At 70.8% G+C, this 23,019-nt stretch carries 27 protein-coding genes and 1 tRNA gene; 18 read left to right on the forward strand and 10 right to left on the reverse strand.

Going from position 1 to position 23,019, the window contains the following annotated elements; all coding sequences use genetic code 11:
- Positions 1 to 288: 288 nt before the first annotated feature.
- On the forward strand, positions 289 to 849 hold the full coding sequence (locus OGH68_RS10555) for an HD domain-containing protein (RefSeq protein WP_264243116.1): 561 nt from the start codon (positions 289 to 291) through the stop codon (positions 847 to 849).
- Here OGH68_RS10555 and OGH68_RS10560 read toward each other — a convergent pair.
- Positions 837 to 1,307 carry an NUDIX hydrolase gene (locus OGH68_RS10560; protein ID WP_264243117.1) on the reverse strand — a complete coding sequence of 157 codons (471 nt, stop codon included), beginning with the start codon at positions 1,305 to 1,307 and terminating at the stop codon, positions 837 to 839. The two genes, OGH68_RS10555 and OGH68_RS10560, sit on opposite strands and share 13 nt — an antisense overlap.
- Before the next feature lie 34 nt (positions 1,308 to 1,341).
- Positions 1,342 to 2,073: a helix-turn-helix domain-containing protein gene (locus tag OGH68_RS10565; protein ID WP_264243118.1), complete on the reverse strand. Its 732-nt coding sequence runs from the start codon at positions 2,071 to 2,073 to the stop codon at positions 1,342 to 1,344.
- Positions 2,074 to 2,238: 165 nt separating this feature from the next.
- Between OGH68_RS10565 and OGH68_RS10570 the strand changes: the two genes are divergently transcribed.
- The 11 genes from OGH68_RS10570 to OGH68_RS10620 all read left to right on the forward strand — a co-directional run bounded on the left by OGH68_RS10570 (position 2,239) and on the right by OGH68_RS10620 (position 8,699).
- Positions 2,239 to 2,595 (forward strand): hypothetical protein, encoded by a 357-nt coding sequence (locus tag OGH68_RS10570; protein ID WP_264243119.1) that lies wholly within the window; start codon positions 2,239 to 2,241, stop codon positions 2,593 to 2,595.
- A gap of 2 nt (positions 2,596 to 2,597) precedes the next feature.
- A complete protein-coding gene (locus tag OGH68_RS10575) occupies positions 2,598 to 3,953 on the forward strand; it encodes an FtsK/SpoIIIE domain-containing protein (protein WP_264243120.1) in 1,356 nt (451 codons plus the stop codon).
- Positions 3,954 to 4,041: 88 nt separating this feature from the next.
- Positions 4,042 to 4,704 carry a DUF2637 domain-containing protein gene (locus OGH68_RS10580; protein WP_264243121.1) on the forward strand — a complete coding sequence of 221 codons (663 nt, stop codon included), beginning with the start codon at positions 4,042 to 4,044 and terminating at the stop codon, positions 4,702 to 4,704.
- Between the two features lie 19 nt (positions 4,705 to 4,723).
- A complete protein-coding gene (locus tag OGH68_RS10585) occupies positions 4,724 to 4,915 on the forward strand; it encodes a mobile element transfer protein (RefSeq protein ID WP_177150014.1) in 192 nt (63 codons plus the stop codon).
- A gap of 14 nt (positions 4,916 to 4,929) precedes the next feature.
- Positions 4,930 to 5,124 carry a hypothetical protein gene (locus OGH68_RS10590; protein WP_159692395.1) on the forward strand — a complete coding sequence of 65 codons (195 nt, stop codon included), beginning with the start codon at positions 4,930 to 4,932 and terminating at the stop codon, positions 5,122 to 5,124.
- 16 nt (positions 5,125 to 5,140) lie between these two features.
- The gene (locus OGH68_RS10595) at positions 5,141 to 5,482 is read left to right on the forward strand and encodes a SpdD-like protein (RefSeq protein WP_264243122.1); all 342 of its coding nucleotides are present in this window, start codon (positions 5,141 to 5,143) and stop codon (positions 5,480 to 5,482) included.
- An 89-nt stretch (positions 5,483 to 5,571) separates the two neighbouring features.
- Positions 5,572 to 5,760 carry a hypothetical protein gene (locus OGH68_RS10600; RefSeq protein ID WP_264243123.1) on the forward strand — a complete coding sequence of 63 codons (189 nt, stop codon included), beginning with the start codon at positions 5,572 to 5,574 and terminating at the stop codon, positions 5,758 to 5,760.
- Positions 5,757 to 5,984: a hypothetical protein gene (locus tag OGH68_RS10605; RefSeq protein ID WP_264243124.1), complete on the forward strand. Its 228-nt coding sequence runs from the start codon at positions 5,757 to 5,759 to the stop codon at positions 5,982 to 5,984. Before OGH68_RS10600 ends, OGH68_RS10605 begins: the two co-directional genes overlap by 4 nt.
- The gene (gene repSA, locus OGH68_RS10610) at positions 5,981 to 7,360 is read left to right on the forward strand and encodes a replication initiator protein RepSA (RefSeq protein ID WP_264243125.1); all 1,380 of its coding nucleotides are present in this window, start codon (positions 5,981 to 5,983) and stop codon (positions 7,358 to 7,360) included. Before OGH68_RS10605 ends, repSA begins: the two co-directional genes overlap by 4 nt.
- Positions 7,357 to 7,545: a helix-turn-helix domain-containing protein gene (locus OGH68_RS10615; protein WP_264243126.1), complete on the forward strand. Its 189-nt coding sequence runs from the start codon at positions 7,357 to 7,359 to the stop codon at positions 7,543 to 7,545. Before repSA ends, OGH68_RS10615 begins: the two co-directional genes overlap by 4 nt.
- Positions 7,545 to 8,699: a tyrosine-type recombinase/integrase gene (locus OGH68_RS10620; protein WP_264243127.1), complete on the forward strand. Its 1,155-nt coding sequence runs from the start codon at positions 7,545 to 7,547 to the stop codon at positions 8,697 to 8,699. The genes OGH68_RS10615 and OGH68_RS10620 overlap by 1 nt, the downstream gene beginning before the upstream one ends.
- A 68-nt stretch (positions 8,700 to 8,767) precedes the next feature.
- On the opposite strand, the gene OGH68_RS10625 is transcribed toward OGH68_RS10620, so the two are convergent.
- A tRNA-Val gene (locus OGH68_RS10625) sits at positions 8,768 to 8,842 on the reverse strand.
- A gap of 200 nt (positions 8,843 to 9,042) precedes the next feature.
- Here OGH68_RS10625 and OGH68_RS10630 point away from each other — a divergent pair.
- The 4 genes from OGH68_RS10630 (at position 9,043) to OGH68_RS10645 (ending at position 12,593) form a co-directional block, all read left to right on the forward strand.
- Positions 9,043 to 9,831, forward strand: a complete 789-nt coding sequence (locus OGH68_RS10630) for a DUF4097 domain-containing protein (RefSeq protein ID WP_264243128.1) — start codon at positions 9,043 to 9,045, stop codon at positions 9,829 to 9,831.
- A gap of 227 nt (positions 9,832 to 10,058) precedes the next feature.
- Positions 10,059 to 11,393 (forward strand): hypothetical protein, encoded by a 1,335-nt coding sequence (locus OGH68_RS10635; protein WP_264250008.1) that lies wholly within the window; start codon positions 10,059 to 10,061, stop codon positions 11,391 to 11,393.
- Positions 11,394 to 11,596: 203 nt separating this feature from the next.
- On the forward strand, positions 11,597 to 12,364 hold the full coding sequence (locus tag OGH68_RS10640) for a DUF4383 domain-containing protein (protein ID WP_264243129.1): 768 nt from the start codon (positions 11,597 to 11,599) through the stop codon (positions 12,362 to 12,364).
- Between the two features lie 10 nt (positions 12,365 to 12,374).
- Positions 12,375 to 12,593, forward strand: coding sequence for an FmdB family zinc ribbon protein (locus OGH68_RS10645; RefSeq protein WP_264243130.1), 219 nt, complete (start codon positions 12,375 to 12,377; stop codon positions 12,591 to 12,593).
- A 58-nt stretch (positions 12,594 to 12,651) separates the two neighbouring features.
- Here OGH68_RS10645 and OGH68_RS10650 read toward each other — a convergent pair whose 3' ends face one another.
- Positions 12,652 to 13,296: a response regulator transcription factor gene (locus tag OGH68_RS10650; protein WP_264243131.1), complete on the reverse strand. Its 645-nt coding sequence runs from the start codon at positions 13,294 to 13,296 to the stop codon at positions 12,652 to 12,654.
- Complete coding sequence (locus OGH68_RS10655) at positions 13,287 to 14,537, reverse strand: sensor histidine kinase (protein WP_264243132.1); 1,251 nt, start codon at positions 14,535 to 14,537, stop codon at positions 13,287 to 13,289. Before OGH68_RS10655 ends, OGH68_RS10650 begins: the two co-directional genes overlap by 10 nt.
- A gap of 109 nt (positions 14,538 to 14,646) precedes the next feature.
- Between OGH68_RS10655 and OGH68_RS10660 the strand changes: the two genes are divergently transcribed.
- Positions 14,647 to 15,282, forward strand: coding sequence for a DedA family protein (locus tag OGH68_RS10660; protein WP_264243133.1), 636 nt, complete (start codon positions 14,647 to 14,649; stop codon positions 15,280 to 15,282).
- Positions 15,283 to 15,407: 125 nt separating this feature from the next.
- Here the strand turns inward: OGH68_RS10660 and OGH68_RS10665 are convergent, their stop codons facing one another.
- From OGH68_RS10665 to OGH68_RS10675, 3 genes are read right to left on the reverse strand one after another with little or no spacing between them, the layout of a single operon-like run.
- Positions 15,408 to 16,265 carry an HAD family hydrolase gene (locus tag OGH68_RS10665; protein WP_264243135.1) on the reverse strand — a complete coding sequence of 286 codons (858 nt, stop codon included), beginning with the start codon at positions 16,263 to 16,265 and terminating at the stop codon, positions 15,408 to 15,410.
- Positions 16,262 to 18,724, reverse strand: coding sequence for a phosphoribosyltransferase (locus tag OGH68_RS10670; protein ID WP_264243136.1), 2,463 nt, complete (start codon positions 18,722 to 18,724; stop codon positions 16,262 to 16,264). The genes OGH68_RS10665 and OGH68_RS10670 overlap by 4 nt, the downstream gene beginning before the upstream one ends.
- Positions 18,725 to 18,782: 58 nt before the next feature.
- On the reverse strand, positions 18,783 to 19,946 hold the full coding sequence (locus tag OGH68_RS10675) for an HpcH/HpaI aldolase/citrate lyase family protein (RefSeq protein WP_264243137.1): 1,164 nt from the start codon (positions 19,944 to 19,946) through the stop codon (positions 18,783 to 18,785).
- Positions 19,947 to 20,148: 202 nt separating this feature from the next.
- Between OGH68_RS10675 and OGH68_RS10680 the strand changes: the two genes are divergently transcribed.
- Positions 20,149 to 20,931 carry a TerD family protein gene (locus OGH68_RS10680; protein WP_264243138.1) on the forward strand — a complete coding sequence of 261 codons (783 nt, stop codon included), beginning with the start codon at positions 20,149 to 20,151 and terminating at the stop codon, positions 20,929 to 20,931.
- Positions 20,932 to 20,997: 66 nt separating this feature from the next.
- Here the strand turns inward: OGH68_RS10680 and OGH68_RS10685 are convergent, their stop codons facing one another.
- Both OGH68_RS10685 and OGH68_RS10690 read right to left on the reverse strand, forming a co-directional pair.
- A complete protein-coding gene (locus OGH68_RS10685; protein ID WP_264243139.1) occupies positions 20,998 to 21,741 on the reverse strand; it encodes a TerD family protein in 744 nt (247 codons plus the stop codon).
- A gap of 99 nt (positions 21,742 to 21,840) precedes the next feature.
- On the reverse strand, positions 21,841 to 22,986 hold the full coding sequence (locus OGH68_RS10690) for a DUF475 domain-containing protein (protein ID WP_264243140.1): 1,146 nt from the start codon (positions 22,984 to 22,986) through the stop codon (positions 21,841 to 21,843).
- Between the last annotated feature and the right edge of the window lie 33 nt (positions 22,987 to 23,019).

The raw sequence follows: 23,019 nt of genomic DNA on the forward strand, positions 1-23,019 counted from the left end.
AGGCTCGCCCCATGGTGGCTGCCTAAAGCCGTGGAGCCGACCGCCCCAGCCCCGTACCGGCCTCGTTCTCACCTCGGGCAAGACGTCTCGCTCTAGCCGCGCGGCCGGCGGAGCCGGGGCCCGGAGCGGGGCGGAGACAGGAGCGTCGGGGCCCGGCGCTGGAGCCGGGGCCGCGCGCGGCGAGCGGAGCGAGCCGCCTTGATCGAGTAGAGAAACTCTTACCGCGCTGCTCCCATGGCCTGCGGTCGGTCTGTCGGCCTGTCCGTCTGCTGCGTTACGGTGCTGGTCATGCCTTCTGCGCTGGATACGCCCCAGGGAGCGGCCGAGCTGGCCGAGTCGTTGTTGCCACCGCTCGGGAACCGTTGGCTGCACACTCAGGCGGTCGCAGCTCGGGCTGTCGAAGCCTCGCAGGCTCTGCCCGAGAACGAACGGGACCTCCTCGTCGCGGCGGCCTGGCTCCATGACATCGGGTATGCACCCGAGCTGCGTGACACCGGATTCCACCCGCTTGACGGTGCCCGGCATCTGGCCTCGCTCGGTGCGCCTGATCGTCTGGTTCGGCTCGTTGCCCATCACTCCGGTGCTGTGTACGAAGCAGAGCAACGTGGGCTCTCGGCTGAGCTGGCCGTGTACGAGCGGGAAGACTCCCCGGTCCTGGACGCGCTGATCTTCGCCGACATGACCACCGGCCCCGCCGGGCAGCGCTTCGACTTCGATAAGCGCATCGACGAGATCCTGGTGCGCTACGAGCCCGGCAGCGAAGTGCACAACGCGATCAGCAAGGCTCGGCCCTACCTCGGGGGCGCTGTCGAGCGGACTCTCGCGCGGCTCGGCGATCAGCCGATGTAGGGCGTCGTTTCGCCGGAGAGTCCGCGATCGATCCGCATCCGCATCGACGGATGGATATTCAGCTCGTCGAGCCGGTCCGGCCGGACGAAGGCGACTTCCTTGCTCTCGCTGCTGGTGCGCAATTCTCCGCCGGTGATCTTCGCTGTGAAGCAGATCGAGAACTGTTGCCGTACCTCGCCGTCGTCGTACGCCATGACGTGCGCCGGGTTGGTGTACAGGCCGACCAGACCGATCACCTCGACCTCGAACCCGGTCTCTTCCTTCGTCTCACGTACCGCGGCGTCTGCGGCAGACTCGCCGACATCGACGCCGCCGCCGGGCAGGGCCCACAGATCGTTGTCGGTCTTGTGGATCAGTAGCACTTCGCCAGCCTCATTGCGGGCAACGGCGGTGACGGACGGGACGATGCTGTTCGCCTTCGGAGCGTTCGGATCGTTGAAGTAGTCGATGCGGGCCATGACTCCAGCGTCGCATGCCCGTCGCCGACTGCGGTTACGACGGGGTGCCCTGCTCCCACGCATAGTCGAAGCTCTTCATGTAGTGGCGGAACGTCCGGGCCCCGGGGATGTACCGGAAGTGCAGCACCGGGTTCTGTCCGGCCGGTGCGCCGAGAACGTGTGGGTTCACCAGGACGTCGTCGTCGAACCGGTAGATGGAGTTGTAGAGGATCGTGTCGTGGAGCCGGACCTCGACGCCCGGTGTCCTGGTTGCTGGTTCGAGGTAGCGGCGGGTGATCCGTGCTCGGGCGGCAAGGTCGCTACCGATGCCCTCTTCCTCGCCACGCTGGCGGACCATGTCCGACTCGGGGTCACCAAGGAGTACCCGGACCTGGGCTCCTGCCTTGGCCTTGTCCGTGAGCTGGTCCGGCAGGTCGGGGTGGCTGTCGAAGAGGAACAGGCCCGCGTACACGAGGATCTCGACGTGGCTGGACGCCTGCTCGATCAGCGATGACCAGAGGGTGGCCGGCACTGCTCCGCGATGCGGGTAGTACGTCACCAGTTCCGAAGTGCTGGCCGTCTCCGCCTGCTTCGTCACCGCGGGCCAGAGGTAGACCTCGTCCACGCCGAGGAAGCTGGACGCCTTCCATCGGTGACCTCGGTGTGGCGTGCGGTCCGTCGTGATCCAACGCTCGACGCTCTTGGGGTCCACTCCGACGTGCTGCGCGACCGACTGAACGGTCTCGCCCTTCGCCGAAATCGTCGCGCGCAGACGCTCGTTCGCCATCTCGGTACCGCCCTCACCTGGGGGACGCTAGGGACGTTTTGACGATAGCTCAGACGTCCCCAAACGTCCATACGGGCCGTGATGTGTCCATCCCTTCCTGCGGTCTCCTGATCTCACCGCCCGATACGGCGGCCCGAATCACCCTCAACCACAGGAGACAAGACGATGCGTCAGATTCCCGTCGACACCACCGGCGCCGTCGTGATGGTGGCCCAGCCCCCGCAGCCGAAGATTGCCAACCGTCAGACCGGAGAGGTCGCCACTGACCGGGACACCGGTGCACCGCTGATGACGGTCGACGTCATGTTCGTCATGAACGGCAACGCCGAAATCCTGAGCCTGACCGTTCCGGAGACCGGGTTCACCGGCGAGCTGACCACCGGCACCCCGGTCGGCCTCACTGGCGTGGTGGCCCGGCCATGGGAGAACGAGTTCAACGGCCAGAAGCGCCACGGCATCAGCTTCCGCGCGATCGCCGTCACCTCCCTGGCCGCGGACGCCGGCAAGCCGAAGGCGGCCTGATCGTGACCGGGACAGCGATCGGCCTGCTGGCCGTCGTCGGGCTGGCGCTGCTGCTCAAGTGGCGCCGCCCCGCCTGGTACTGGCTCGCCTTCGGCATCGCCCTCGCTGCCGTTCGGGTCCTGATCCGGTACTCCTCGGTCATGGACGCCTGCGGGCTCACGGTCCCGCCGTCCCGGCTGCGGTTGGCCTGGGCCCGCATCGCCCACCGGCCCATCCCGGCCCCCCGGCCGCCGCGCATCCTGGCCATGCGCCCGACCCGCACCGGATTGGTGCTGCGGCTGGGTCTCCGGCCCGGTCAGGACGCCTTCGACTTCGCCGCCTCCACCGACCGGCTGCGGCACTCGCTCACCATGCAGGGTGTCACCTCCCGCGAGATCAAGTCGGGTGTCGTCGAGCTGCGGATGACCGGATACGACGTGCTCAAGCGGGTGCAGATGCCCGCGAGGGTCGAGCGTGAGGGCCTACGCATCCCCGTCGCCCTGCGGGAGGACGGGGAGGTTCACTACCGCGACTACCGCCAGGTCCCGCACGCCCTCAACGTCGGTGCCACCGAGTCCGGAAAGTCCGTCTACCAGCGGCAGTTGGTCAAGGAACTCGCTGCACTCGACGTCGCCCTGGTCGGCATCGACTGCAAGGAAGGAGTAGAGCTCTACCCGCTCGCCCGACGCTTCTCGGCGCTTGCCGACAATGCCGACGATGCTGCCGACCTGCTCGACGTCCTCGTGGAGAGGATGGCTGCGACGTACCGGATCGTCCGTCGCGAGCAGCGCATCAGCTCGGACGTCCCGGACGCAGAGATCACCGCCGACATCTGGGGCCTGCCCGACCACCTTCGTCCCGTCCCTATCGTGCTCCTGGTCGACGAGGTCGCCGAACTGTCGCTGTTCGCCAACGCGGCAGAGAAGAAGCGCCGCGAACGGATCGTCACTGCACTGGTCCGGCTCGTCCAGCTCGGCCGCGCTGCCGGCATCTACGTCGAAATCTGCGGCCAGCGCTTCGGCTCCGAACTCGGCGACGGAATCACCATGCTCCGCGCCCAGCTCACCGGCCGTACGGCACACCGGGTCAACGATGAAGCCTCCGCCAAGATGGCGTTCGGCGACATCTCCCCCGATGCAGTATTCGCCGCCACCCAGATCCCCGCGAACCGCCCCGGCACCGCCGTCGCCGGTGACTCGACCGGCGGCTGGGTCCGCATCCGCACCCCGTTCACCTCGCTGCGCCAGGCCGTGAACGTCTGCAACGCCAACGCACACCGCACGCCGGACCTGCCGGAGCTGGCTCCGTTCCGGCCGCTGCCCCCCACGGTCTCGCTCGCCAAAGTGCCGGCCCAGGCAGAGGCACCCGCCTCCGTCTGACCCGCCCCCGCATCCCGGTCGGCGCGACCGCCTCGTGCCAGCTCCCTACCCCTGCCATGCCCAAACGCCCTGCAAAGGAGGTGAAGACATGACCCGCAAGCTGCGCGTCGACGCCGTCCTGGTGCAAGCCGTGATCGCCGGGGCCCTGTCCTTCGCCCACCTGCACGACCTCGCCGCCGCTGCCGGACAGACCGGATGGAAGGCATGGGCCTATCCCGTCTCGGTCGACCTGCTCCTGGTCGCCGCCTGGCGTCGGCTGCGCAACGACGGCCCGTCCAGGCTCGCCTGGTGCTGGTTCCTGATCGCCCTGGTGGCCTCGCTCGGCGCGAACGTCGCCACCGCCGGATTCCTCGACCTCCAGCACCCGCCCGCCTGGCTGCGCTTCGGCATCGCCGGATGGCCCGCACTCGCTTTCCTCGGCGGCACACTCCTCGCCCACTCACCCGCCGCGACCGACCCCGCCCATGAGTCGGAGCCGGAGCCTGAGCCGGTCGAGGTTGTGCCGGCCGAACCCGCCCCCGCCTCTGAGCCCGAGCCGGTCGAACCTTCGGACCCTGCTCCGGCCCTGCCCGCCGCTGAGCCTGCTGCCGCTCCGGCTCCGCCGGTCCCGGCCGCGCTAGTCGACCACGCCCGCAAGGTCGCCGACGACCACCACGCCCGTACTGGCACACCGATCGACATCGACACCCTGCGAGCCCGCCTCGGCGTCCCGGCCCCCATGGCCGACGCCATCGCCGCCCAACTTGCCTGATCAGAAAGGACAACCCGTCATGTCTGCCCGCGACTTCTTCCACTCCGTGATGCGGATCGGCCCGGTACAGGTCGGCACCCACCGCGACCGGCACGGCCGCACCAAGCACGCCGCCGTCTGCACCGCCGACCGCTGCGGCTGGTCCTCGGACTACACCAGCCGCTCGGCCGCCACCCTCGCCGCGCGCACCCACCGCTGCCGCATCGCCTGACAGGAGACCAACCGATGAACGTCGAACTCCCGCTGATCCTCGTCATCGCCGTCTTCGGCTACTTCGGCATCCGGCTCTTCCGCCCGCCGACCTGGCTGATCGTCGTGTTACTCCTCGGCGGCTTCCTCCTCGCCGACACCTTCCTGGCACCCGCCATCGAGTCCGGCACCCGCACGGGCGTCGACGTCGTCAACGAAACCCAGAAGTAAGCGAAGGGAGACCGTCATGCTCCGCCCGCGCATCCCCACCATGCCGACCCCGACCGGCATCGTCACACCGCTCGCCGTCCAACCGACCCGCATCGAGCAGCAGCATTCCGCTCCGGCCTGCACCTGCCAGCACACCCCGCCCGCTGCTCACGTGCCTGCGCCCGTCCCGGCTCGGCCCGCCGTCCAGATGACTCCGGGCACCCTCCTCGCCCTGATCGCCGGTGGTGCCGGAGTCGTGCTCGTCGTCGGCGCGGTCCTGGTCTCGATGCTCCTGGCGGTCGCCGTCACTGCGGCCTCGGTCGCGGTCTGCGCGCTCGTCGTCCGCTCACTGCTCAACAACCCGCGCAAGCGCTTCTGACCAGCTCCGGGGCGGTCGTCAACCGCCAAGTCACCGCCGCCCCGGAGCCGCACCCAACCCATCCCGAAGGACAGGAAGGAACACCCATCATGACCGACCGCATCACCGCCCCCGCGCGGGTCTGCTCGAACTGCGACGGCTTCCCCACCGTCCGCGTCACCCTCGGCGGCCGCGACCGACACGGAAACCTGCGCACCATCACCGTCCACTGCCCCGCCTGCCACGGCACCGGCACCCGCCCCGTCCGCACCGCCCAGCTGGTCGGGGGCCGGGCATGAACGACATCACCGTCACCGCGCACCTGACCACCGACACCCGCACGCGCGTCGTCGTCTTCGCGGACCACGAATTCGTGAGCCTCCGGATCGGCGGCGGCCCCGTCGACATCGCGCTCATCGCCCCCGCCGGCACCGCCGACATCCTGCGCGCCATCTCCGCCGCAGCCGACCAGGCCGCCCGCGAACTCGACGCCCTGCCGAACCTCGACGAGGAGAGCGCGTGACCGACACCGCCACTGCGGCGGGCCTGGACCCGGCCACCCTGGACGATGTCCTCCGGGTGGCCGGGTCCCCCGGCTTCGACCGCTGGAAAGACCAGGTGCACCGCACCGGCGGCTGCTCCGACCCGATCCACCTGACCGGCTGGACTCTCGCCAAGGACAAGACCACCGGCGAGACGCTGCGCCGCTACTCCACCGACACCGAACCGGACGGACGGCTCCGCGTCGCCTGCGGCAACCGCCGCGCCTCCCGCTGCCCCACCTGCGCCTACACCTACGCAGGCGACACCTACCACCTCATCCGCGCGGGCCTGGCAGGCGACGAGTCCAAAGACATCCCCACCACCGTCCGCGACCACCCCCGCGTCTTCGCCACCCTCACCGCGCCCTCGTTCGGCCCGGTCCACAACCGGCCCGACCGTGGCGTCTGCCGCTGCGGCGCCCGCCACCCCGAGGACGACCCCGCCCTGGGCACCGCCCTCGACCCGACCACCTACGACTACGCCGGGACGGTCCTGTTCAACAACCACGCCGGACAGCTCTGGCAGCGCTTCACCACCCGGCTCCGCCGAGAGATCGCCGCCCGCGCCGGACTCACCCAGCGCGAGCTGAAAGGCGTGCTGCGCCTCTCGTACGGGAAGGTCGCCGAGTTTCAGAAGCGGGGCGCGATCCACTTCCATGCCGTGATCCGCCTCGACGGGCCAGACGGCCCCGATACGGCCCCGCCGTCCTGGGCGAGCGTGCAGCTGCTCGAGGACGCTATTCGCGCCGCGGTCGCCCACTCGTACACGACGATCACGGTCCCGGCCGCCGGAGACCAGCCCTGCCGGCCTTTCCGCTGGGGCCGCCAGCTCGACATCCGCCCGGTCAAAGCCTTCGGTGACGGCTCCGACATCACCGAGAAGGCGGTGGCCTCCTACGTGGCCAAGTACGCGACCAAGGCGGCCGAGTCGACAGGCAGCCTCGACCGCCGGATCGGGAACCGAGAAGTGCTCGACCTCCTGGACGTGCCCGACCACCCCCGCCGCCTCATCGAGGCCTGCCTCGACCTCGCACCCCTCTACCCCGACCGGAAGCTGGGCGCCTGGGCGCACATGCTCGGCTTCCGCGGCCACTTCTCCACCAAGTCCCGCCGCTACTCCACCACCCTCGGCGCCTTGCGCCAGATCCGCGCCGACTACCGCGCCGCCCAAAACCACGACGCCCTCGGCGACCCGGACACGGTGCTGGTTCTCGCCTCCTGGGAGTACGCGGGGCACGGCCACACCCCCGGTGAGTCCGCCCTCGCCGCCTCGATCGCCCGAGACATCCAACTCAACCGCGAAACCGCCCGCGAAGCACTGCAAGACCAACTCGCCCTGGAAGGAGCCGCAGCATGACCACCGCCCCCGCCGAACTGCTGACCGTGCCCGAGGTCATGGCGCGGCTCAAGCTAGGACGCTCCACGGTCTACGACCTCATCCGATCGCGCCGCTTGACCTCCATCACCATCGGACGAGCACGGCGCGTACCGGCCGACGCTGTACGGGACTTCATCACCCGCGAGATCGAGGAGGCTGCCTGATGGCCTCCCAGCGCAAGCGCAACCCCAACGGCGCGGGCACCATCACCAAGCGCAAGGACGGCCGCTATCAGGCTGCCGTCTACGTCCTCCAGCCGGACGGCACCCGCGCCCGCAAGTTCGCCTACGGCAAGACCTGGGCCGAGTGCGACGCCAAGCGCCGCGAACTCCTCGACAAGGTCGCCCAGGGCGTGCCCGTGCCCACCAAGTCGGCCAAGCTCTCCGAGTGGCTGCCGTACTGGCTGGACAACATCATCAAGCCGCGCAGGAAGCGCACGACGTTTGCCAAGTACGAAGTACACGTGCGGCTGTACCTGGTCCCGATGCTCGGCTCCAAGCGGCTCGAATCGCTGAGCGTCGCCGACGTCCGACGCTTCCTCGTCCAGCTGGAGAAGAAGACCACCGCCGCGACCGCCAAGGAGTCGCACCGCGTGCTGCGGACCGCCCTGACGGCTGCCTGCCGCGAGGAACTGGTGACGAGGAACGTGGCGACGCTCGTCGAGCCGCCCTCGGTCGACGCCCGCGACTTGTCGCCGTGGTCGTTGGACGAGACGTTGGGCTTCCTGGCCGCTGCTCGTACCGACCCGCTTTATGCGGCTTTCGTGCTCGCCATCGCGCTCGGATTCCGGCGTGGCGAGATCGTCGGTCTTCGCTGGGAGAACCTCGACCTCGACAATCGGGAGATCCGCGTACGCACCCAGCGTCAGAGGGTCCGCGGGGAGGTGTACGAGGACGATCCCAAGGGACGCCGGCGGAAGCAGACTCTGCCCCTCCCCGCCATCTGTGTTGCTCCCCTGCGCTGGCAGCGTCTGCGGCAGGCTGCTCAACGGGAGCGCGCCGGTGCCGACTGGCAGGAGACCGGTTACGTCTTCACCACACGGACCGGGCAGCCGATCGAGCCGCGGAACCTGTACCGCTCCTTCACCCGCGTCGCCGATTCGGCCGGCATCCGCGTCATCCGGCTGCACGATGCCCGGCACGGCTGCGCGACCCTGCTGACCGCGGCCGGGGTCGCTCCCCGCGTCGTGATGGAGATCCTCGGGCACAGCCAGATCGCGGTGACGATGAACGTCTACACGCACGTCGTCCAGGACACGCAGCGCGAGGCTGTCAGCCACATGGACCGGATGCTCAAGAGGCGGCCCGGCCGTGAGTGAACGCCACCGTTGATGTCAGAAGTAGATGTCAAAGGCCCCCAGCCATGATCGGCTGGGGGCCTTTGCACTGGTGGGCGCGGACGGTTTCGAACCGCCGACATCTGCTTTGTAAGAGCAGCGCTCTACCCCTGAGCTACGCACCCGTGGATGAGGCAACAGCGTACATGGCGTACAGCGTGCAGCTCCAAACCGTTCCGCCGGTGCCGTTGCCGTCGGCGGCCCTCGTGGCGGTGTACGGGGGATAGCCCCAGCCGGGAGACGGTGGGCGGCCGGATCGATCGGGGCCGGGTGCGCTCGTAGTGTGAAGGGACATCACAGAGAGCTACCTGGGGGAACGATCGCCATGACCAGCAGACTCCGTCGCCATCACCGCCGTGCCGTACGGGGCGGGCTCGCCGCGTCCGGGGTTCTGCTGCTCGGGGTGGGTCTCGCCGGGTGCGGGAGTGCGGACGCGAGCGAGGCACCCGTGGAGAAGAAGTCCTTCCCGCTCAGTGGCAAGGCCCTGACCATCGACTCCGACAACTCGGACATCGAGCTGGTGCCGGCCGATGTCGAGGAGGTGGAGGTGACCCGGCAGGTCGACGGGTGGGTGTTCCTCGGGAACGGGCCGGACGCCACGTGGAGGATGAAGGACGGGACGCTCACGCTGAAGGTGAAGTGCGACGCCATCGCCAGTGACTGCGTGGCGCAACACATCGTGAAGGTGCCGCGGGGTACCGCTGTGACCGTGGACGACGACAACGGGAGCGTGCGGGCGAGCGGGTTCGGCACCCCGCTGAAGCTGCGGTCGGACAACGGCAGCGTGAAGGTCACCGACTCCAGCGGGGCGCTCGAGCTGGACAGCGAGAACGGCAGCATCGTCGCGGAGCGGGTGACCGGGAAGAGTGTCGTGGCCAAGTCGGACAACGGGTCGGTGCGGCTCGAACTGGCCGGGGTGCCGGATCTGGTGGACACGGTGAGTGACAACGACCGGGTCGAGATCCGGCTGCCCGCCGCCGGGGCGCCGTACGCGGTGGACGCCAGGAGCGACAACGGGGACGTGGATGTCGCCGTGCCGACCGACGCCGCCAGCGACCACGTCGTCAAGGCCGTCAGCGACAACGGCGAAGTCGTCGTGCGCAGCGCGAACTAACGGACCCGTGTGTTCGTCCTTACCTGGTGGGAGAATTAACCGCACCGGGACCGGGCAGGGCGGACACAGCACGGGAGAGGGATGTGACGGCGAGAGACGCACGGCCGCGCCATGAGGCACGAGCGATCGCCGTCCGGGGTGTTTCCCTGACTGTGCCCAGGGGCCCCTGGGATGCGACGAGGCGTGCCAGGCGCGCGAGGAGCGTTGCCGGGGGTGTTCGCCGCGACCTGCGGGCCGTTGTGGCGCTGATGCTCGTCCCGGTGCCGGTGTTCGTCGCCGCAGCGGCGCTGCTGCCGGCCGCGTTCGCCGGAGGTGGAGGGACGCGACGCTGGTTCGGCGGACGGGGCGAGAGCCAGCGGGCGGACGCGCAGGCCGCCAAGGACGCCGCCGCGGCGGCGTTCTACGAGCTGGACACGGCGCAGCGGGATCTGCGGATCTCCATCGAGACGATCACGGCCGTGGACAGTTCGCCGGGGGCGCGCCGCGCCGTTGAGGATTTCGCCGCTCTGGGGCGGCGGATCGACGAGGTGAGCCACGCCTACATCTCCGCCGTCGACGCGCATGACCTGGACCGGGACGACCTGGAAGCATCGGTCGCGGCTCAGGCGCGTACGCAGTTGACCCGGGCCAGGGACGACCTGGTGCGGGTCAAGGGGGATCTTGACCGGTTCGAGCAGGGGCTGGGGCCGCTGCTCGACAAGGCGGAGACGCAGCTGGCCAGGCTGGCGCCGGCGGTGGAACGGGCGCGACAGGCGCTCCTTTCCGCGAGCAATGCTCTCGATTCGGTCCGGGGTTCCGGCTTGAGAGCGGACGATCTCGCCGCCCGCCTCGCCGCCCTCGGCCCCGAGCTGACCAAGCTCAACGAAGGCGCCGGCCGGCACGGCGTCCCCGAGACCCTCCAGCGCGCCGACCGCGTGCTGCGCGACGCCGAAGCCGTACGGGCGGAGGCGGAACGGCTGCCCGAACGCGCCGCCGAGATCGACAAGCGCCTGGTGTCGCTCCGTACCCGCGCGCAGGCGCTCACCAACCGGTCCGCGCAGGTCGAGCCGGTGCTCAGCGAACTGCGTCGCCGGTTCACCGCCGCCTGCTGGCAGGACCTCCAGCCCGTCCCCGAGCAGGCGGCGCTCGCCGTCCGCCAGGCCGAGGAGAAACTGGCGGAGGCAGGCAAGGCCCGCGAGGAGCAGCGCTGGCCGGACGCGACGGCGCTGCTGAGCACGGTACGCGCGCTGCTGAACTCGACGGACGAGGCGGTCTCCGCGGCCGGTGACCGGCTACGGCGCCTCAACGCCGTCGCCAAGGACCCGCAGCAGGAGATCGAGCGGACCCGGTTCGCCATCCGCGACGCCCAGCGCCTCGCGATGGCCGGCCGCAACACCCCGGACCCGCGTCACGCCCGCCCTCTGGACGACTCGGTGGCCCGGCTGGACCGTGCCGTCGCCGGACTCGAGGGCAGGCACCCCGACTACTGGCATTTCCTCACCGAGACCGAGGGTGTGCGGCGGACGGTGGCGGGCGTGGTCGAGCAGATCCGCGAGGACCGGGGCGCCGCCGGCGGCGGCTGACCGGGCGAGCCGCTGTCCACCGCGCCCGGGCACCCGCGCGCGACTCGGCAAGTCGGCGACAGGTGTGCCCCGGCCGACCGGCGACTCGGGTGCACCCGGCACCCCCGCGGACGCCGTCCGTCCGCGCGCCGGTTGTACCGCCGCGGCGTCGGGCGGATCCTGAGATCTCCGGGGTGTACGCGCACGTACGAAGGAGGCCGGCGATGGCCGCACACGTACTGCACTCGAGGAGAACGGACCGGGGCGGCGAAGGGCACGGCCGACGTCATGGCCCGGCCCGGCGCCGTATCAGGCTGGACGAGCACCTGCCCGTCGACCACCGGCTCAGCCGCTTCTACCGCGTCGGCGCCGGGCTGATGGGGCTGGTCCTGGTCGCGTTCGGAATCCTCGGGCTCATCGACCGGATCGGCTTCTTCGACACCCGCGGCGACACCGTCGCAGGGCTGAACACCAACGGCGCGCTGAGCGTGCTGTCCATCGCCGTCGGTCTGCTGCTCTTCGTCGGCATGGTGATCGGCGGCAACTTCGCCTCGACGGTGAACATGGTGCTCGGCATCCTGTTCATCCTCAGCGGCTTCGTGAACCTGGCCCTGCTCGACCGCAGCTTCAACCCGCTCGCGTTCCGCATCCAGAACGTGATGTTCAGCTTCGTGGTGGGCGTGATGCTGATGTTCTTCGGTATGTACGGGCGGGTCAGCGCGACCCTGCCGCACGACAACCCGTACTGGAAGGCCCGCCACCCCGAGGAGGCCGAGCGGGAGCAGCGCGCGAGCAGGCGCCGCGCGGACCTCGCGGCAGGCCAGCCGCTCGCCCGGCCGCCGTCCTCCGCAACCACGGCCCGGCGCTCCCCGGAGGCCGCGGCCGGACCCGCGGGCCACACCGCCGCCGAACCCGCCGCCGGACCCCCCGCCGGTACGAGCCGGAGGACCGGCCGACGGCTGCTCTCCCGCAAGCCGCGCGCACGCCGCTAGCCTTACCGGCATGCCTCGTTACGAATTCCGCTGCCGGACCTGCGGCGACACCTTCGAAGTGAACCGCCCGATGGCCGAGTCCTCCGCCCCCGCGAACTGTCCCGAGGGCCACGGCGACACCGTCAAGCTGCTCTCCGCCGTCGCCGTCGGCGGCACGGCGTCCGCCGCGCCCGCACCGAGCGGTGGCGGTGGCGGCGGGGGCTGCTGCGGAGGCGGCTGCTGCGGCTGACCCGACCGGGCCCTGGCCGCGGCCCCACCCCGGACCGGGCGCCCCCGGTCGGCCCGCCTCACGTACCCAGGTAGCGCAGCACCGCCAGCACCCGCCGCGAGTAACCGGCCGTCCCCGTGAGCTCCAGTTTGTCGAAGATCGCGTTGATGTGTTTCTCGACCGCGCTCAGCGAGACATGGAGACGGCCGGCGACGGCCGCGTTCGTGTGGCCCTCCGCCATCTCCGCCAGTACGTCGCGTTCCCGTGGCGTCAGCCGCGCCAGCGGGTCGGTGCGCGTGCTGCGGGCCAGGAGTTGTCGTACGACCTCCGGGTCGAACGCGGCCTGCCCCCGTCCGACGCGTTCCAGCGCGTCGAGGAACTCGTCGACCTGTACGACACGGTCCTTGAGCAGATAGCCCACGCCCCCGCTGTCGGCGGTGAGCAGTTCGGTCGCGTACCGCTTCTCGACGTACTGGGACAGCACCAGTACGCCCACCTCCGGCCGGTCCCGCCGGATCTCGACGGCGGCGCGCAGTCCTTCGTCGGTGTGCGTGGGCGGCATGCGCACGTCCGCGACGACGACGTCGGGCGGCGACGCGTCCACGGCGGCCAGCAGCGCGGCGGCGTCGCCGACGGCGGCGAGCACTTCATGGCCCTCCTCCGCGAGGAGCCGTACGAGGCCCTCCCGCAGCAGGGTCGAGTCCTCGGCGATGATCAGGCGCACGGCAGCTCCGCGGTGACGACGGTCGGACCGCCGGCCGGGCTGTCCACCCGGAAGCGGCCGTCGAGAGCGGCGACCCGGCTCGCCAGTCCGGTCAGTCCGCCGCCTGCCGGGTCGGCGCCGCCCGCCCCGTCGTCCTCGACGCGTACGACGAGCGTCGGGCCGTCGCGGCGTACGGCGACGTTGATACGGGTGGCGCCCGAGTGCTTCACGACATTGGTGACGGCCTCGGAGACGACGAAGTACGCGACCGTCCCGACCTGCCGGGAAGCGGGCGGCCCGTCCACGGTGAAGGCGAGGTGCACGGGCAGCGGCGTGCGCTCGGCGACGGTCTCGAGGGCGGCGCACAGCCCGGCCTCGTCGAGGACGGTCGGGTAGATGCGCCAGGCGACCTCCCGCAGTTCGGCGAGGGCGCGGCGGCTCTCCTCGTGGGCCTGGAGCAGGAGCCGGCCGGCCCGGTCCGCGTCCCGGCTGCGGCGGGCGCGGCCGAGGAGCATGCCGAGGGCGACGAGTCGCTGCTGCACGCCGTCGTGGAGGTCGCGTTCGATACGGCGGCGTTCGCCGTCGACGGCGTCCATCATTCCGGCGCGGGTGGTGGCGAGCTGGGCGATGCGCCGCTCGAGGTCCTCGTGGTGACCGGGGCCGAGGAGCCGGCGGGCCACGTGCCCTTCGAGCAGGGCGATCCCGAAGACACTCTGGCCCGCGAGGAAGACCAGGAACAGGCCGAGGAGACCGGTCCCGGCGACTGCCCAGGGGTACTCGATCTCGTGGACGGTCCAGCCGAGCGCGGCGTATCCGACGTACAGCAGGCCGACGAGCACGCAGAAGATCACGAGCCCGCCGAGCAGCCCCAGCGGCCAGCGGGCCGCGACGTACCGTGCGGCACGCTCGTTCCCGTACGAGCCGTACGAGCCGTACGAGCCGTACGACGCGGACGACGCGGACGACGCGGACGAGGAGGACGAGGAGTGCGGGGAGGACGAGGAGGACGAGGAGGACGAGGAGGACGCGGCGGAGACGCGCGTTCCGAGGAAGCGGCCGAGCCTGCGCCGCTCGAGGCCCGCAAGGCGAGCGGCGACAGCGCCCAGCGGCCCCTGCACGGCGCGCCGGCCCCGTGGCCAGCCGAGCACCGGCAGCAGAGCCAGCCCGCCGAGCAGCGTGAAGAGCAGCCCTGCCACGGCGGTCACGGTCCCGAGCACGAGACCCACCGCGTAACGGGCGCCCTGCGCCGCGATCCCCTTCATGATCCGCCACGCTAGCCGCTGACGTCCGCCCGGCACACTGCGGAAAACCGCAGGAAGGTGTGCGGCTGCCCTCAGGGTGGCTTCAGCTGCGGTTGTCCAGCATGGGGCCATGAATTCCGCGATTGAAAGCAGCGCCCCGGGCTGGGTCAACAGCCTCATGGAGACCTTCGGCGCACCGGGTGCCGGTGTCGCCATCGCCCTGGAGAACCTCTTTCCGCCGCTGCCGAGCGAGGTCATCCTTCCGCTGGCCGGCTTCGCCGCGAGTACCGGGCAGTTGGGCCTGCTCGCGGTGCTGCTGTGGACGACGGCCGGTTCGGTGGCCGGCGCGCTGGCGCTCTACGGGATCGGGGCGGTGCTCGGCCGCGACCGTACGGTGGCGATCGCGGCCCGGCTGCCGCTGCTGAAGGTCGCGGACATCGAGCGCACGGAGGCATGGTTCGCCCGGCACGGGGCGAAGGCGGTGTTCTTCGGGCGGATGATCCCGGTCTTCCGGTCGCTGATCTCCGTCCCGGCCGGTGTGGAGCGGATGCCGCTGCCCCTGTTCCTGACGCTCACCACACTCGGCAGTGCGATCTGGAACACGGCCTTCGTCCTCGCCGGTCACACGCTGGGCGAGCGGTGGGAGGACGTGACCGGCTACGTCTCGGCGTACTCGAAGGCGGTGCTGGTGGCTGCGGTGATCGCGGTGTTGGTGTTCGCCGCCGCCCGGCTGCTCAGGCCGGGGGCGGGATCACGACGGGGCTGACGCGCCCACGGGCCCGGCAGCGCACGCCGGGCGACGGCGACGGGCGGCCGAGGGACCTGTCGGCCCGCTGCCCCACGGCTCCGCTGCCGCTGCCCGCGCCCCACTGCCCCCGCCCCGCTGCCGCCTCACGCCAGGGGCGGGATCACGACCGAACTGATGCCCTGCCGCTCACGGCGGAACCGGCGCGCCTCCTGCCGCAGCAGCCGCAGGATCTCCTCGCCCGCCGCCACACCCATCTGCGGCAGCGCGACGACGTGCGGCGCCTGCCAGGCGGCCTCGGCGAGCTCGCCGTGGCCGGGCCGCCAGGCACGGTCGGCGTCGAGCAGCAGGTCGGCGTCGAGGAGCGAGTCGCCCGCCGCCAGGGTCAGCGCGGCGCCGGTGCGGCGGGCGACCTCCCGTACGGCGGCGCTCTTCGTCAGCGGCTTCGGCACCGCGTAGATCTTGCGGCCCTGGAGCGAGACGGTCCAGCCCCGGGGCTCCGCCCATCCGGCGAGTTCCTTGACCCAGTCGTCCGGCAGCAGCGAACGCTCGACGACGAGGTACGCGAAGAGGTCCTCCGCGACCCGTTCCTTGCGCAGCCAGGCCGGGTCGGCGGTCCTGTTGAGATGGGCGCGGACCTCACCGAGGGGCGCGCACTCGGCGGCGAGCCGGTGCGCGACGGCTTCGCGCCAGTCGCCATCGCTGACGCCGTCGACGAGCAGATGCCCGCCGTTGGCGCAGATCGCGTACTTGGGCGGCAGGCCGGGCAGGCTGATGCGCTGGTACTGCTTGCGGGTGCGGGTCGTCGTCGGGACGAAGACCGTGTCCTGGGCGAGCTTGGTGAGCAGTCCGGCGGCGCGCTCGGTCATGTACGACAGGGGTTTGTGCTCGTGCACCTCGACGCACAGCAGCCGGGGGGCGACGGCGTCGGGCATGCCGAGACCGAGCGCCGCGTTCGAGTAGATGAGCGTGCGGTCGAGGTCGCTGGCGACGAGAACGGTCACTGGGACACCGCCCTGCCGTCGGCGCCGGTGGCGCCGCGGGTGTACTTGGGGTGGATCAACCCGACGCAGCTGTAGGGGAGTTCGTCGACCTCCTCGACCGGCACGCCGCGCTGCTCGGCCAGCAGCCTCACGTGGTCGAGGTCGGCTCCGGCGCCGCGGCTCGCGAGGATCTTCCACGGGACGCGGCGCAGCAGGACGCGGGTCGTCTCGCCGACGCCGGGCTTGACGAGGTTGACGTCGTGGATGCCGTAGTCCTCGCTGATCCGCTCCACCGCGCCCCAGCCCTCCCAGGTGGGGGTGCGGTCGGCGGACAGCAGTTCCTTGACGTCGGCGTCGACGGCCGAGGTGACCTCGTCGAAGCGGGCGGCGACGGTGTCGAGGAAGTGGCGGGACACGTCGGAGCCGGCGAGTTCGCGGTAGAACTTCGCGCCGTGGAAGTCGTCGGGGCCGACCAGGTCGGCGCGCAGGACGGTACGGGATATCAGGCCGGAGACCGTGGAGTTGAGGCAGGCGGAGGGGATGAGGAAGTCCTCGCGGGTGCCGTAGGTGCGCACGCAGCCGCCGGGGTCGGCGAGGACGGCGATCTCCGGGTCGAAGCCGGGGAAGTCCCGCAGCGCCTCGGCGAGTTCGCGGGTGATGGCGCCCTTGCCGGTCCAGCCGTCGACGAAGACGACGTCGGCCGGGTCGTGGTTCTCGGCGAGCCAGCGCAAAGCGTTGGCGTCGATGCCGCGGCCGCGCACGATGGAGACGGCGTAGTGGGACAGGTCCAGGCCGTGCCGGTGCCGGGCCCAGCGGCGCATCAGCACGCCGACGGGCGTGCCGGCCCGGGCCAGCGAGACGAGCACGGGGCGCGGTGTCCGTTCGGCGAGGACGGTGTCGGTGACGGTTCCGACGGCGCGGGCGATACGGGCGGCCGACGCCGTGAGCGCGGTCTCGAAGAGCTGCTGGTACTGCTCGCTCGGCTGGTACTCGACGGGCAGCGACTCCGCGTAGTGCGCGCCGCCGCTCTGGATGGCTTCCTCGCGCTCCTCCGTGGGTGCCTCGAGCTCCACCTCCGAGAAATCCTGGAGCAGCCAGCCGACCTCCTCCGGCGCGTAGGAGGAGAAGTCGGGTCCGCGGAGCGGCTGGGGCAGCATGGAGGGCCTTTCAGGTCCTTCGGGCGCGTGGTTTTCCGGCGCGTGGCCGGGGAGTGCCGGTACGTAGCTGGGGACGACGGCGAGCACGACGCGGCCGGTGTGGGCGGCGAGCCTCGCCAGCAGGCCGTCGGGCGCGTGCAGTTCCGGGGTGTCCGCGGCCGAGTCGACGACGGCGACGACGGCGTCGAAACCGGCGCCCGCCACGTTGTAGGCGTAGCGCTCGCCGGGGCCGTCTGCCGGGTCGTCGTGGGCGGGGAACACCAGCCGGGTGCGTATCGCGTAGCCGGGGTCGTCGACGGCGAGGACGGGCGAGCGGGTGGTGGTGGAGTAGTACACCTCCGGAACGGCGCCGGCCTCCTCCATGGCGAGGGCGAGGCGCAGGGGCGCGTACATCAGCTCCTCGCAGCCGAGGACGAGCACCCGGCGGGCCTCGCCCACGGCGTCGGCGACCTGGGCGGCCATGCCGGGCAGCGCGGCCTCCAGGGCGGCGCGGTGGGCCGGGCCGAAGCCGTGCCGCCCGCCGTCGGGGACGCCCGCGGGCCAGTCGAGGCCGACCCGGACATGGCGGGGTTCAGCGGCCGAGGGCGTGTCCCAGGCCGCCTGCTCGTGGTGTGCGACCAGTGCCCGGCCCTTCTCCAGGACACCGTCCGGCAGGCTGACCGTGCCGGACGCCAGGGCCACCAGGTCGACGCGGGCGCCGATCTCCTTGGCGAAGGCGTCCAGCCGGCCGAGGTCGGCCGCGGAGCGCATGTCGACCAGGGCCACCACCACATAACGGTCGCGCGGGTAGCGCTCGTGCAGGTCCCGGATGGTGTTGAGGACCGTGTTGCCCGTGGAGAACTCGTCGTCGACGAGCACCAGCGGGCCCGTCCCGGACAGCAGTGCCGGGTCCTCGGGAAGCAGGAGATGGGAGGTGGCGTGCGAGTGGGACTCCTCGAAGCCGCCCGCGGGGGTCACGCCGTCGACCGGGCGGCGCGTGGAGTGCAGATAGGGCGCGAGCCCGATGCCGTCCGCCACCGAGTGGCCGAGTCCGGTCGCGGTCTCGGCGTACCCGAGGACGACCGCGCGCCGGCACTCGTCCGCGCCGAGCAGGTCACGAACGCGTGCGCCGAGGTCGTAGCCGGCCTGCCGGACGACCGCCGGCCGCTGCGGGACATGCTTGCCCAGGACGTTCGACACCAGCAGATGCGCCCGCTTGGGGTTGCGGCGCAGGGCCAGGCCCAGCAGCTCCCGGAGCCCCTCGTCGCCGACGAGTGCGACTCCGAGCCGCTCCGCGACCCAGCTTCCCGACCACACCACGTTCTCTTCGCCCCTTGTCGTCATCGGTCGTCCGCCGTCACCGGTCGTCCGCCGTCATCGGTCCGCCGCCGGTTGGCCGTCATCAGTCGGTCAGCCCGGCCGCGAGCAGTTCCACGAAACCGACATCCTCCTTGGCCACGCCGAAGACGTCGGCCCGCAGCAGTGTCCGCTCCGCCCAGGCGCGGTGCGGCTTCACCTCGTTCATCTTGTTCGTGTACGACGAGCGCAGCACTCCGCCGCCGTCGCGCTCCGGCCGCAGGATGTCCTGTGCGTCGCTGAACTCCTCGTGGCTGACGACGGACAGTGCGTGCACCGGCAGCACGTGGGAGGGGTGGATGCAGGTCTTGCCCATCAGGCCGTTGGCCCGGTCCAGCTCGATCTCGCGGAGCAGACCGTCCAGGTCGTGCGCGATCAGCGCGGTGCGCAGTTCCTCCGCCCGGCCCTCCAGGAAGGGGCTGCGGCGCAGCTGCGGTTTGAACATGCGCTCCTGGGACCTGAAGTACTCCCACACCGGTCCGGTGATCGTGAAGCCCGTACCGTCGGAGCGGCCGAGCACATTCACCACGTCGGCGATGACGGACGTCACGATCCGTACGTCGTAGGCCGTCATGTCGGGCGAGCGGCGCAGCCCGTACGCGGAGCAGAAGTCGGTGACGCCGAGGCGCAGGGCGAGGACCCGGTCACGGTACTTGTCGACGGTGCGGGCGATGCCGGTGAGCGCCTCGGTCCTGGTCTCCAGGTGCAGCAGCTCGGGCGACTCGAGGACGGGCATGGCGAACAGCCGCCTCCCGCCGGCGGCCTCCGCCGTGGCCGCCGCCTCGAGGAAGGGCACGCCGCGCTCCTCGGTGAACTTCGGCAGTACGAATCCGGACAGCAGGCGTCCCGACGGTCCCAGGCGCCTCACGAGATCCGGAATCTGCTCGGGGGTGCGGACCCTGATGAAGAGCAGCGGTGCTTCCACGCCACGCGCGTCGAGCTCGACGAACTGCCGGACGAGGTTCTCCTCGGCGTCGACCACCTCGGCGTCGTCGATGGAATCCTCCAGGCACAGCACCATGGAGACGACCCCGCGGGCAGCCTGCTTGAGCACGTCGTCGGCCAGCCGGGGCCGGGTGGCCGGGCTGTAGAGGGTGGCTCCCAGGGCGGCGGCCAGCGTCCTGGCAGCCGAGTCGGCACCGAAGTCGCACGGCTCCTGGTGGAACAGCCTCGCCCGGTCAGCGGGCGGGATGTGCCCGAAATGACGCATAAGAATCCCCTGTACTGCCGGTTAGGGCCTGACAACATGTGGCCGGTAATAGTACGTAAGCACAGGTGTCAAGAGTTCCCCAACTGCATGAAATCGAGGTAACTCGTCCGCTTCTCGCCCGTGCCCCCGACGTGGCCGGGCGAGGGACGCCACGGCCCGGAACTGGGCCCCACGTTGTCCCGGCGCCCCTCGTACAGGCAGGATGACGGGCATGACGCACGCGATGCTGAAGGGCTCGAACGTCCCTCTTGATGCCACGGCGGTACGGGCCGTGCTGCGCTGGACGCCGGGCGCGGGAGTGCCGGATGTCGACGCCTCCGCCCTGCTGCTCGGCAGCGACGGCCGCGTGCGCTCCGACGAGGACTTCGTCTTCTACAACCAGCCGCGCCACCCCTCCGGGCTGGTGCGGCGGCTCCCTAAGAAGCGCGTCGCCGAGCATCTGACCGACACCGTCGAGGCCGACCTGGCGACGCTGGACGCGTCGGTCGACCAGGTGGTGATCGCGGCGTCCTCGGACGGCGGCACCTTCGAGCACGTGCACGACCTGCGGATACTGCTGCACGACACCGGTGCGGCGGACGGCGAGCCGCTGGCCGTCTTCGACGTGAAGCCGGAGACCGGCGAGGAGACGGCCATCATCTGCGGCGAGCTGTACCGGCGCGGTGACGGCTGGAAGTTCCGTGCCGTGGCGCAGGGCTACCCGACGGGGCTGGTGGGGCTGGCGACGGCGTTCGGCATCTCGGTCGAGGAAGCGGGAGCGCCCGAGGCGCCCGCGGCCCCGGACGCGCAGCCCGCACCGGACGCGCAGCCCGCACCGGCGTACGGCTACCCGCCCTCGGACGTGACACAGCCCGCGCCCGCGCCGTCGTACGCCCCGGCGGCGCCGCCGGCCTACGGCTACCCGCAGCCGGCCGCGGCTGCGGCGTACGCCCCCGATCCCGCCTTCCGGCTCCCCCCGATGGGCCCACAGTTCCAGCGGCCGTAGCAGCCCCCGTCCCCCGCCGGGCCGCACCCGGAAACCCGACGGCGCCCCGATGGCAGCCGCCCGGGGCTATGCGCGGGACTGGGACTTGTAGCCGCGGCCCCACTGGAGGCCCCAGCCGTACAGCCGGTCCAGTTCCGCCTGGAAGCCGTAGACGAACTTCACCTCACGGCGCACGATCAGGTCTCCCTTGACGTTGTCGACCGAGAACACCGCGCAGGAGCGGGCCTGCGGTGCCCGTTCGTCGAGTTCTATCTCCACGCGGGGGCCGTTGCTCGGATAGAGCGTGACGTGTGCGTGGGTGCGGTCGAAGGCCGGGGTCTGGTCGTAGATGTAGACGAAGAACAGCAGGCGCTTGATCGACTCGCGGTGGTCGAGGTTGACGAAGATCGTCTCGCCGGACGGTGCGCCGAAGCGGTCGTCACCGCTGAGCTTCACGAACGGCGGGCCGTTCAGGTCGCCGAAGAAGCTGCCCAGCGGCTGTACCACGCCCTTGCTGCCGTCGGTCAGCTCGTACAGACAGCCGAGGTCCAGATCGACGTTGACCACACCCTGCGTGTGGGCCTGGACCACGTCCGGCTGGAAGAGCTTCATCGGGTTGCGCAGCAGCCGGCCGCTCTGGCGCGAGCGGCCCTCGATGTCGGAGGTGCGCATCCGCCAGGACAGGTTGACGCGCAGGTTGCCGGTGGCCGCGCCCTGTTTGGTGAGCGAGACGGACGGGTTCCGCCTGGTCAGCGCGATGGAATTGGTCGCGGCACTGCCCGAGTCGAACTGCGCCGCACTGCCCCGCCACAGGTTGTCCCAGAAGGCCATGCCCCACCCCTAGTCGTCCGTTGTGCTCCGTGCACACGCCACGGGGCGGCCGGGAGCACCCGGCCGCCCCGTCAGAAGCGTTCCTCAATGGTGGGGGCGTCACACCCCGGAGGAGACCCCTGCCTTCTCCTCAGGGCCGCCCCCCGCTTTTCCCTCTGCTTCGATCGCCTTGTTGCGGCGGACCGAGGCCAGGAAGGACGCGGCGATCAGGAACACACCGACGAGTCCGGTGATGATCTCGCTGATCTCGTGCTGGATGGTGATGAGCAGGATGACGGCCAGCGCACCGATCGCGTAGTGGGCGCCGTGCTCCAGGTAGACGTAGTCGTCCAGAGTGCCCTGGCGGACCAGGTAGACCGTGAGGGACCGGACGTACATGGCGCCGATACCGAGGCCGAGCGCCATCCAGAAGATGTGGTTGGTGATGGCGAACGCGCCGATGACGCCGTCGAACGAGAACGACGCGTCGAGCACCTCGAGGTACAGGAAGAGGAAGAACGCCGCCTTGCCGGCGAGGCCGACCGCGGAGACGGGCTTGCCCTCCTTCTTGGCCTGCTCCTCCTCCTCGTGCTCGCGCTCCTCCTCTTCCTCGAGCTTGTCCTCGAAGTAGCCGGAGAGACCGCCGACGACGAGATACGTGATCAGACCCGCGACGCCGGAGAGCAGAACGGTGGCCGACTTGTCGGCGTGGCCGGTGCTGGTGTGCGCGTTGGTGGCGAAGGTGATCGCGGTGACGAGCAGGACGATCAGTGCGGTGCAGACCGACAGCATGTCGATCTTGCCGAGCTTGGCCAGCGGCCGCTCCAGCCAGGCGAGCCACTTGTGCTCGCGCTCCTCGAAGATGAAGTCCAGGAAGATCATCAACAGGAACATGCCGCCGAACGCCGCGATCGCGGGATGCGCGTCGGTGACCAGGGCCTCGTACTGCTCCGGCTGGTCCATGGCCAGCTCGACGGCCTCGATGGGCCCGACCTTGGCGCTGATGGCGACGATGACGACGGGGAAGACCAGCCTCATGCCGAAGACAGCGATCAGAATGCCGATCGTCAGGAAGATCTTCTGCCAGAAGGCGTTCATCTTCTTGAGGATTCCGGCGTTGACGACCGCGTTGTCGAACGACAGCGAGATCTCGAGGATCGACAGGATCAGTACGATCCCGAACGCCTCCCAGCCCCATTGCCAGGCGGCGAATGCTAGGCCGGCCGCCGTGACGGCGAACGACCAGCCGAAGGTTTTCAGAACCACTGGCTACCCAATCGTGTAATTGTCCCCCGGGTG

It is taken from the genome of Streptomyces peucetius, from assembly GCF_025854275.1.
Classification (GTDB): domain Bacteria; phylum Actinomycetota; class Actinomycetes; order Streptomycetales; family Streptomycetaceae; genus Streptomyces; species Streptomyces peucetius_A.